The 5,773-nt window shown below is 66.5% G+C and carries 5 protein-coding genes; 4 read left to right on the plus strand and 1 reads right to left on the minus strand.

The annotated features are described in order from the left end of the window. Positions 1 to 13: 13 nt before the first annotated feature. Both I6U14_RS14585 and I6U14_RS14590 read left to right on the plus strand, forming a co-directional pair. A complete protein-coding gene (locus tag I6U14_RS14585) occupies positions 14 to 1,570 on the plus strand; it encodes a cobyric acid synthase (protein WP_296900247.1) in 1,557 nt (518 codons plus the stop codon). 37 nt (positions 1,571 to 1,607) lie between these two features. Next, positions 1,608 to 1,838, plus strand: a complete 231-nt coding sequence (locus tag I6U14_RS14590; RefSeq protein WP_296900244.1) for a hypothetical protein — start codon at positions 1,608 to 1,610, stop codon at positions 1,836 to 1,838. Between the two features lie 77 nt (positions 1,839 to 1,915). Here the strand turns inward: I6U14_RS14590 and I6U14_RS14595 are convergent, their stop codons facing one another. Next, positions 1,916 to 3,034, minus strand: coding sequence for a DedA family protein (locus tag I6U14_RS14595; RefSeq protein WP_296900248.1), 1,119 nt, complete (start codon positions 3,032 to 3,034; stop codon positions 1,916 to 1,918). Between I6U14_RS14595 and I6U14_RS14600 the strand changes: the two genes are divergently transcribed. Together I6U14_RS14600 and metH are read left to right on the plus strand one after the other, a co-directional pair. Continuing rightward, complete coding sequence (locus I6U14_RS14600) at positions 2,988 to 3,332, plus strand: cysteine-rich small domain-containing protein (protein WP_296900245.1); 345 nt, start codon at positions 2,988 to 2,990, stop codon at positions 3,330 to 3,332. The genes I6U14_RS14595 and I6U14_RS14600 overlap by 47 nt on opposite strands. Before the next feature lie 234 nt (positions 3,333 to 3,566). Continuing rightward, positions 3,567 to 5,773, plus strand: a 2,207-nt coding sequence (gene metH / locus I6U14_RS14605) for a methionine synthase (protein ID WP_296900246.1), incomplete at its 3' end; no start/stop codon positions are given.

The raw sequence follows: 5,773 nt of genomic DNA on the forward strand, positions 1-5,773 counted from the left end.
GAGCCCACCCCGCATCGACCTGCAACTCCCACCCCTCGGCGACCACGGTCCGCGCCGTGCCCGCACCCTGATGATCCAGGGCACGGCCTCCGACGTCGGCAAGAGCCTGCTGGTGGCGGGGCTGTGCCGAGCCTACGCCAAGCGGGGGCTGAAGGTGCGACCGTTCAAGGCACAGAACATGAGCAACAACGCGGCGGTCACCGAGGACACTGACGCGCCGCCCGGCCCTGACGGCGAGCGACCCCGCGGCGAAATTGGCCGGGCCCAGGCGCTCCAAGCTCGCGCCTGCGGCGTGCCGCCGTCCATCCACATGAACCCTGTGCTGCTCAAGCCGCAGACCAACATCGGCTCTCAAGTGGTGCTGCGCGGGCGGGCGCTCGGCAACTGCCCGGCGCGGGTCTATCACCAGATGCGCCAGGGCATGATGCCAGCCATCCTCGACAGCTTCGAGCGCCTCTGCGCCGAGGCCGACCTGGTGCTGGTGGAGGGCGCCGGCAGCGGTGCCGAGATCTATCTGCGCAACAGCGACATCACCAACATGTACTTCGCCGAGCGCGCCGACGTGCCCGTGGTCTTCGTCGGCGACCTCGACAAGGGCGGCACCATGTCGCACCTGGTGGGCACCTGGATGCTGCTGGACCCCGCCGACCGCGAGCGCGTCGTCGGCTACCTGGTGAACAAGTTCCGTGGCGACTTCTCGTTGTTCGAGCCCGCCTGTGAGACCATCACGGCCCACACCGGCTGGCCTTTCCTCGGCGTAGTGCGCTGGTTCGAGGGCGCCTCGCGCCTGCCCGCCGAGGACTCGCTGGCGCTGGAGCGTCCGGCGGAGGACAGCTGGGCCGACACCGGCACGCTCAACATCGCCGTGCCGCGCCTGTCCCGCGTCGCCAACTTCGACGACATGGACCCGCTCGCCGCCGAGCCCGCCGTGAACCTGCGCTGGCTGATGCCGGGCCAGGCCCTGCCGGCGGACACCGACGTCGTCATCCTCCCGGGCTCCAAGGCCACCCGAGCGGATCTCGAAATCCTGCGCAGGGAGGGCTGGGACATCGATATTCTCGCCCACGTGCGCCGCGGCGGGCGCGTCGTCGGACTCTGCGCTGGCTTCCAAATGCTCGGGCGCGTCGTGCGCGACCCACAGGGCATCGAAGGTGCACCCGGTGACACGCCGGGGCTCGGCCTACTCGATATCGAAACCGAGATCGGCGGCGATAAGCGCCTCATCGAGCTGGCGGCGCAGGACGGTGTCAGCGGCTGCCCCATTGCCGGCTACGAGATGCACATGGGCCGCACCACCGGCGCCGGACTGGAACAGCCCTGGCTGGTGCTGCAAAACGCCGACGGCACGGCCAAGCCCGAGGGCGCCGTCAGCCACCATGGCCGCGTTATGGGCGGCTACCTGCACGGCATCTTCGCGGGCAACGCCTACCGTTCGCACTGGCTCGAGCAAATGGGTGCCCAAGCCGCGCGGCTCGACTTCGAGGCCCGCATCGAGCAGGCGCTGGACGACCTCGCCGATCACATCGAGGCGAATCTGGATCTGGATGCGTTGCTGACGTTGGCGCGGTAGCATCAAGCAGCAGACAATCGAACATGAGGAGCAGCGCATGGCCGAGCCCAACAACCTGCCCCAGGAAATGCTGCGCCCACTGCACAGCAAGCTCGACGACATCCAAGGCGAGATGCGCCTGCGCTTCACCGGCGTGGAGACCGGACTCGCAGCCATCGACCAACATCTGTCCGCCTTCCACGCCGTCGATGCCGCCCGCGCGGAAGAAATCGCCGATCTCCGCCGCCGGCTGGAGCGGTTCGAGCGGCGCTTGGAGCTGGCGGATTGAGGAGCTTCCAGCCGTGATGGTTTCAGACCAGGATGGTCTGACTACGCACTCAGCGGCCCATGTGGTCTCAGTGATGATCAAGGCCGGCGCGGTGGCCGCGCCCTACCCCTGAACAGGTACACGATAGCCGCAACCACGGCGACCAGGACGACACCGGCGACCCAAGGGTTGACGCGCCGCAGCACGTGATGGATCGCGTGCAGATGCTCGGACAGATAGAAAGTCCCCAGTCCCCACAGACCGATCCAAAGCACGGCGCCGGCAACATTGAAGACCGTGAACAGCCACCAGGGCATGGCCAGAGTGCCGGCGAGGATGCCGTTGAGCTGCCGCGGGCCGTCGACGAAGCGAGCCAATAGGATGAAACCGCCGCCGTAGCGCTCGAACAGGCCGGAAAGCTTCGCCTCCCGCATCGCATTGACCCCGAGCCGGCGCAGCAGCGGCCGGCCGCCGCGCCTGCCGATCAGATAGCCCAGACTGTTGCCCAGTACAGCGGCGAGCACGGCAATCGGCAGCAGCAGCATCAGCTGCATGTGCCCGCGCGCCGCCTCCAGGGCCCCGGCCATCAGCAGCGACTGCCCGGGAGCCGGGATGCCGAAGCCCTCAAGCGCCACGGCACCGGCCACACCAGCATAACCGTAGCGCTCCACCAGCGGCTGCATCTTCTTTACCGCAGCTTCCAGGTCGCGGCCAAGCCGTTCGGCCAGTACCTCCACGTTATCCACGGCTGCATGCGAGCCTTCTGCAGCATCGGCGGGCAAGGCGCCGAGCAGCGCGATCAAGACGACCAGCTCAAGAGCTTGGACCCACCAGCGTCGAGATACGCTCATCGCACGTGCCCACCGCTGCACGCAAAAACGTTCGCTGCTTGCGGATATCTGACTGTGTGCGTACATCGACATGAGTGGAACAAATGCACGCACCCGCAAACCGCCCCTGTTGGGCACAAGCTCGGTAAGGTCGGCGTAGGCATCCGCATCGGCGTCGGAGTACCACTCATCGAAGGTGCGGAAGGGGTTGTCCGCGGGCTCTTCTTCGCCAGCCGAACGCACATGCCCCGAGCATGCCCTTGGCGGCAGAGACTGCGCCCCTACCTGCTGAGCTTGCGTCAGCACCCCGCTGTCCTCGACCCTCGGCCCTTCCCCAATCATGCAGCCAAAAGACACGACCAGCAACGAGGCTTTCAAGGGCTTCACCAACCACGAATGCCCATTCCTGCCCTGTCACCCAGGCGTCAAGCGGGAATTCAATTGTCTTTTTTGTTATTGTCCCCTCATCGCGTACGAGTGCCCGGGACCGTACAAGGTCTTCACCGACGCGAACGGCGTGCGCCGCAAGGACTGCTCGGCCTGCACCCTGCCCCACGACGGCTACCAGGCGTCTTGGGCCTTCATCCAAAAATGGCTCGCGAAGCCGGTGATCTGGGATGGTCACGAGCAAGACCCACGCTACCTGCCCAAGGACCGGCCCCCGCGCGAAGACGACGGGGAATAAACGAAACCGCGGAGAATGGACCCGCATCGAGTCGCGCGGCCATATTGCCCGCCGACACTCAAGACGTGCCCTGCCCTGCGTCGGGCCAGCCGCGCAAGCGCTCCGCAAGAGCGCTGATCCGGTGGGACGCAAAAGCCCCCCGCCGATGCAGACGAACAACTCTGTCCTGATCCATTTTCCGAACCGCCGCCGAGGCCTGAGCGGCCCCGCGCCCAGCAACACGGCAGTAACGCTATGACAGACCGCACCGCCCTGCTCCACGAACGACTCGCAAACCAGATCCTGATCCTCGACGGCGCCATGGGCACCATGATCCAGCGCCGCAAGCTGGAAGAGGCCGACTACCGCGGCGAGCGCTTCAAGGACTGGCCGTCCGATCTCAAGGGCAACAACGATCTGCTGGTGCTGACCCGCCCCGAGCTCATCGCCGACATCCACGGCGAGTACCTCGCCGCCGGCGCGGACATCATCGAGACCAACACCTTCAACGGCACCCGCATCGCCATGGCCGACTACGGCATGGAAGAGCTGGTGTACGAGATCAACCTGGCCGCCGCCAGGCTCGCCCGCGAGACCGCGGACGGCTACAGCACGCCGGACAAGCCCCGCTTCGTCGCCGGCGTGCTCGGGCCCACGAACCGCACCGCGTCCATCTCGCCGGACGTGAACGACCCGGGCTTCCGCAACATCGACTTCGACACCCTGGTGACGGCCTACGCCGAGGCCACCCGGGCGCTGATCGAGGGCGGTGCCGACATCATCCTGGTGGAGACCGTCTTCGACACCCTGAACGCCAAGGCCGCGCTCTTCGCGGTCTGGCAGGTGTTCGATCAGGACGGCGTCGAGCTGCCCATCATGATCTCCGGCACCATCACGGACCAGTCCGGGCGCACCCTGACGGGCCAGACCACGGAGGCGTTCTACAACAGCCTGCGCCATGCCCAGCCCTTGAGCATCGGCCTCAACTGTGCGCTGGGCCCGCATGAACTGCGCCAGTATGTGGAGGAGCTGAACCGCATCGCCGAGTGCCGGGTCTCGACCCACCCCAACGCCGGCCTGCCCAACGAGCTCGGCGGCTATGACCTCGGGCCGGAGGAGATGGCCAAAGAGGTGGCCGACTGGGCCCGAGAAGGCTGGCTCAACATCGTCGGCGGCTGCTGCGGCACCGGCCCCGAGCACATCGAGGCCATCGCCAAGGCCGTGGCCGGCATGGCCCCCCGCCAGCCGCTGGCGCTGGAGCCCGCCTGCCGGCTGTCGGGCCTCGAGCCCTGCAACATCACCAAGGACAGCTTCTTCGTCAATGTCGGCGAGCGCACGAACGTCACGGGCTCGGCACGCTTCAAGCGGCTGATCAAGGAGGGCGACTACGACACGGCCCTGTCCGTGGCCGTGGAGCAGGTGGAGAACGGCGCCCAGGTCATCGACGTCAACATGGACGAGGGCCTGCTGGATGCCGTTGAGGCGATGAACCGCTTCCTGAATCTGGCCGCCGCGGAGCCGGACATTTCCCGAGTGCCGGTGATGATCGACTCCTCCAAGTGGGAGGTCATCGAGACCGGGCTCAAGTGCGTCCAGGGCAAGGCCATCGTCAACTCCATCTCGCTGAAGGAAGGTGAGGAGAAGTTCATCGAGCAGGCCCGGCTGTGCCGGCGCTACGGGGCGGCGGTGATCGTCATGGCCTTCGACGAGGAGGGCCAGGCGGACACCCACGCGCGCAAGGTCGAGATCTGCACCCGCGCCTACAAGGTGCTGACCGAGCAGGTCGGCTTCCCGTCCGAGGACATCATCTTCGACCCGAACATCTTCGCGGTGGCCACCGGTATCGAAGAGCACAACAACTACGCCGTGGACTTCATCGAGGCCACGCGCACCATCAAGCAGACGCTGCCCAATGCGCTGGTCTCCGGCGGCGTCTCCAACGTGTCTTTCTCGTTCCGCGGCAACAACCCGGTGCGTGAGGCCATCCATGCCGTGTTCCTGTACCACGCCATCAAGGCGGGCATGGACATGGGGATCGTCAACGCGGGCCAGTTGGCAATCTACGATGACCTGGATGATGAGCTGCGGGAGGCGGTGGAAGACGTCATCCTGAACCGCCGCGAGGATTCCACGGAGCGGCTGCTGGAGCTGGCGCCAAAGTACAAGGGCGACGGCTCGGGTGCCGAGAAGGCCGAGGACCAGGAGTGGCGCTCCTGGCCCGTCGAGAAGCGCCTGGAGCATTCCTTGGTCAAGGGCATCACCGACTTCATCGAAGAGGACACCGAGGCCGCCCGCCAGAACGCCGACAAGCCATTGGAGGTCATCGAAGGCCCGCTGATGGACGGCATGAACGTGGTGGGCGACCTGTTCGGCGCCGGCAAGATGTTCCTGCCGCAGGTGGTCAAATCCGCCCGGGTCATGAAGAAGGCCGTCGCCTACCTGTTCCCGTACCTGGAGGCCGA

It is taken from the genome of Thiohalocapsa sp., from assembly GCF_019695415.1.
GTDB lineage: Bacteria > Pseudomonadota > Gammaproteobacteria > Chromatiales > Chromatiaceae > Thiohalocapsa.